This window comes from Rhizobacter sp. P3_B12 (genome assembly GCF_056402895.1).
In genome coordinates this window covers 1-4,352 of sequence record NZ_JBFUGN010000514.1, presented here as the reverse complement: position 1 = coordinate 4,352, position 4,352 = coordinate 1, and the positions used below count along the sequence as shown (strand labels likewise).

General features: G+C 66.7%; 5 protein-coding genes. All 5 read right to left on the bottom strand.

Going from position 1 to position 4,352, the window contains the following annotated elements; translation table 11 throughout:
• The coding region (locus AC1D01_RS22620; protein ID WP_477870272.1) for an acyl-CoA desaturase at positions 1-877 on the bottom strand (877 nt) is incomplete at its 3' end.
• 43 nt (positions 878-920) lie between these two features.
• The gene (locus AC1D01_RS22615; RefSeq protein WP_477870270.1) at positions 921-1,214 is read right to left on the bottom strand and encodes an acyl carrier protein; all 294 of its coding nucleotides are present in this window, start codon (positions 1,212-1,214) and stop codon (positions 921-923) included.
• Positions 1,215-1,335: 121 nt separating this feature from the next.
• Positions 1,336-1,944, bottom strand: a complete 609-nt coding sequence (locus AC1D01_RS22610) for a winged helix-turn-helix domain-containing protein (protein WP_477870268.1) — start codon at positions 1,942-1,944, stop codon at positions 1,336-1,338.
• A 144-nt stretch (positions 1,945-2,088) separates the two neighbouring features.
• Complete coding sequence (locus tag AC1D01_RS22605; RefSeq protein ID WP_477870266.1) at positions 2,089-3,867, bottom strand: sensor histidine kinase; 1,779 nt, start codon at positions 3,865-3,867, stop codon at positions 2,089-2,091.
• A 142-nt stretch (positions 3,868-4,009) separates the two neighbouring features.
• Positions 4,010-4,352 (bottom strand): response regulator transcription factor (locus AC1D01_RS22600; protein ID WP_477870264.1); only part of this gene is annotated, 343 nt, incomplete at its 5' end.

Here is a 4,352-nt window from a genome sequence, read left to right as displayed (position 1 = left end):
CGTCCGTCGCCACGCCCAGCGCGGCGAGCAGCCTGATGGCGGCATAGCCGATGTCGATCTCGTACCAGTGCCGGCCGAAATTGGCCGCCCCGGCATTCGCGTGGTGGCTGTTGTGCCAGGACTCGCCCAGTGACAGCACGCTCAGCCACCAGACGTTCCTGCTGGCGTCATCCGTTTCGTGGCTGCGCCCTCCGAAGGCGTGACAAACGGAGTTGATCGCGTAGACCACCTGCAGGACCGCAAATTGCCGAAAGAACCCGGCGTACATCACGGCACTCGCGGCGGCCGCCGGCGACCCGGTCAGCAGTGCCGCGATGACGCCGGGCAACAGGATCGAGGCAACATGGACACGCAGGTAGTGCTTCTCCATCCGCACCAGGGCTGCATCCCTCAGCAGATCGGCCGCCAGTACGCCGGGGTTGGCCTTCCTGTTCATCAACATCCAGCCGACATGGGCGTGCAGGAACGATCGCGCGCTGATGCTGCCGGTCTCGTCGAGGGGGCTGTGGGGATCGGAGTCGGTATCGGTTCGGGCGTGGTGCAGGCGATGATGTGCCACCCAATACACCACCGGCCCCTGCCCCGCGGTGTAGCCCAGCACCGCCAGCAGCGCGCGCCAGAACGGGCCCACTGCGAAGCTGCGGTGTGCGAAGAGGCGGTGATAGCCGACGGTGATGCCCAATCCGCTGGCGAGGTAGAAGACGACGAAGAGCCCTGCATCCAGGCCGGACACGCCCCACACGAAGGCGTACGGAACGGCAGCAAGGCCCATGACCGTGGACACCAGCACGGCTGCGGCGATCGCCAGCCGCTCCTTCCTGTGTGCCTCTGGCCGCAAGGTGACATAGAGATCGCGATGGGGCTCAACGATCGGCATCGGTTGCTCCTGCGTCGTGAAGTGGATGGCGTGGACGCCCGATTCAGTCGAGACAGGCCGGCGCGGTCACGGCGACAGTCTTGGCTGCCGTCAGGTCGAAAAGGTATCGGGCGAGACTTTCGACCGTGGCGTGGTCGTACAGGATCGTCAGGTCCAGCATCAAGTCGAGGGATTCCTCGATGTGGCCGACGAACGCGGTGGCCTCGATGGACGAGAGGCCCAGGTGCTTCAACGAATGCTGCGGGCCGATGGCCCGCGCCTCGCAGCCTGCTTGCCTGGCCAGGGCCTGAATGACGCAGTCCTGCACGTCATGCAGCGAGAAACTCTTGTTCTTCATGGCGACTCCTCGTGGTTGAGATCCGGCAGGCTGGCGCTGCGGGTGTCGGAACGATATGCCGCGAGCCGTGTCCGGAGGTCTCGTCGAGGTCACATTTGGGTTCATTCCACGTGCCGTCCGACTATTCGCGACACAGCGCTTCGATGAGCGCGCACCAGTCGCCGAGGCTGAGAGCAGCCCAGGACGCAGGGATGCCACTCGATCCCCGGCCGCTGTCGGGATGGGTGGAGACGGCGCGATTCGACGTCACCGCGTTCAGCAGATGCTTCCCGAGATCCGTGAGCGTCGCATCGCCGCCCCGCGCGCGTGTTCCCGCAAGCTCCAGATGACGCTGGAGCATCTCGATCAGGCTCGACCTGCCGGCGCCGGCGTCACCGGTCCTCGGGCGCGGCCAAGACTCTGCACGCAAGCAGACGTCCACGTCCGCCACGAAGCGATACCCGCGCTGGTTGACGGTCTGGATGAAGCGGCACTGCTTCGCATCATCTGCCAGGGCCGCGCGCAGTCTCGCCACGGCGCCCTTGAGCACGGACGGGCTGACGAATCGATGTGCCCAGACGGCGTCGAGAATCTCATCGTGTGCGACCAACCGTCCCGCGTGCGTCACCAGGTACGACAGCAACGCGAAGTTCTTCGCCGGCAAGGGAACGCGTTCCTGATCGCGCCACAGCGTGGCGTCGAGCGGATCCAGTCGGAAGGGCGGAAAGACGTACTGGCACTGCTGCAACATCGATTGGCCTCCTTCGCGCAACGTCGTCGCGTAACGCGGCCCGATGCTATGAAGTCGTTGCGGCACGCGCTTCCCATGAACATGGGAAATGGTGCCCAGGCTGCTCTTGCGAGACCGCAAGGGCGTCTGCAGGCTCCCGCGACCTCAGGGGCGGGCAGGTGTCGAAGCCGCCTGCGCTTGGGGCGGCACCGGCAACAGGATCTCGACGCGTGTGCCGTGGGCTCCCGTCACGACGCTCAGCGTGGCCGAGAGCGCCGCGGCGCGCTCCCGCATCGAGCGAAGTCCGTTGCCTTCGTGGCCGGACATGCCGAGGCCATCGTCGCAGAGGCTCACCTCGATACCCGTGGCCACGCCGCGCGCGGCCAAGGTCACTGTCGTGGCCTGAGAGTGCTGCATCACATTGGAAAGCGCTTCGAACAACAGAAACTGCAGGTGGCGCATCGCGTCGTGGGTTCCTGTCGGCCACAGCGGCAGTTGCCTCACATCCCAGTGCAGCTCGATCCCGGAAGCCTCGATGCGCGCCTGCAGCCGGTAGCGCAGGCTGGCCAGCAAGGCATTGACATCGCCCACCGGCAAGTTGATGGCGTCGATGGACAATTTCAGCTGGCTCATGGACTCGCGCAGCGACTCCAGGACCTGGCTGGCGGAGATGCGTCCGCCTTCGAGCTGGCGCATGGCACTTGTCAGGAGCGAGCCCACGCCGTCGTGCATGTCGCGCAAGATGCGCGCACGTTCGGCAGCCACCGCCAGCGTGCGGTCGCTGCGCGCCAGTTGGTCCAGGGATTCATGCAACTGGGCCTCGCGTTCGTGCACGAGTGCGGTCAGGTCTCCGTTCAACGCCTCGACCGCGCGGTGTGCGCGGCTGTGTTCGCCAGCGATCATCCAGCCCAGTGCCGACACCAGCACGGGCGCGACGTAAGGCAGCGCATGGACGTGCCCGAACGGCAACTGCCCTGTGACGACCATCAGGTCGTGTATTCCGGCCAGCCAGGTTGCCGCCACCACCGGCACGAGCACGAGGCCGTCGCGCTGCGGGTGCGTCGCCAGACTGCGCAGCATCAGCACCAGCGCCCAGCCGCCGGTGCCCAGCACGGGCACCAGCAAAACCGCGTGGACAGGGTTCACGCCCTGGCCATGCGCAGGCGCGATGGCCACGACAAGTGCACCGAGCAGCGAGAACGCCAGTGCGCCTGCTTCGAGGCTTGGGATGCGCCGCCCGGCAAGGCGCAGGCAGAACAGGTTGATCAGCATCATGGACCACAGCCGCATGACGACGATCAACCACTGCCAGACTGCGTCCGGCATGGGCGGGTCCTGCATCGTCATGTCGACATTGCTGAGACCCCAAAGAATGGTGCCACCCGCGAAGTAGCCGTAGTGCATCAATTCGCGTTTGCGCAGCCACACGAACAGGAAGAACAAGCCCAGGGCCACCACGAACGCATTGGCGGCACTGACCAGCGTGTTCTGCCAGAACGCCCGTTCGCCATGTCGCTGTGCCATGGCGTCGACCGTCCCGATCAGCATGGGCGCCAGGCCACCGCGGTGCTCGGCGGCCGCCCGCACGCGGACGTGAACCACGTTGTCGCCGGCGACCCAGGCGCGGTCGGGAATCGGAAACAACAAGGGCGTATTCCAGTGCCGCGTGAGCCCCTCGTCCATGCGTCCGGAGCGCCCCGCCAGGACACCGTTGACCCAGAGGTCGGCATTCATGCTGACGCGTGGCAGCAGCAAGGCCCATGGCCCGTCTGGCGGGCCCGCCAGACGCACGTTGAAGCGATACCAGGCCGTGCCTTCCAGGGCCGGGCGCGACTGCGCCCAGGCATCGGGCAGGCTGCTGACGACCCAGGGCGCCGCACCGCCGGGTGGGGTGCGCGAGGCGCTGACCAGCGTGTCGACCCGCGTGACCTGCACGGGCGACATGCCGCCGCTCAGCGCAAGGACCGGCGCCAGACCAGGTCCCGTGGCCGTACTGCGGCCCGCAGGCCCCGTCGAGTCCGCCGTACCGCACAAAGGGAATGCCAAAGCCACCAGGCACCGAAGGACCCAAGGGCGCAGCATGGGCTCAGTCCCGTGACTTCAGGCTGCTCAGCAAGCCCATGCGACTGGCCTCGAACACGGCCTCGCTACGCGAATGGACGGCCAGTTTGCCGTAGAGATTCTTGATGTGCGTCTGCACCGTGTGCATCGTCACACCTTTCAGCTGCGCGATCTCGGCGTACGACAGGCCTCGGGCGATCAACTCCAGAACCTCGGCCTCGCGCGGAGAAAGCAGGTCGGCATTCAGCGCACCAGGCGCCTGGGGGGCACGCGGCGCGACGGTCTGGCGCAGGCGATCCAGCACCTTGCGCGCGATCATCGGCGAAATCGGCGAGGCGCCGCCCTTGACGTCCAGGATGGTCTGCGCC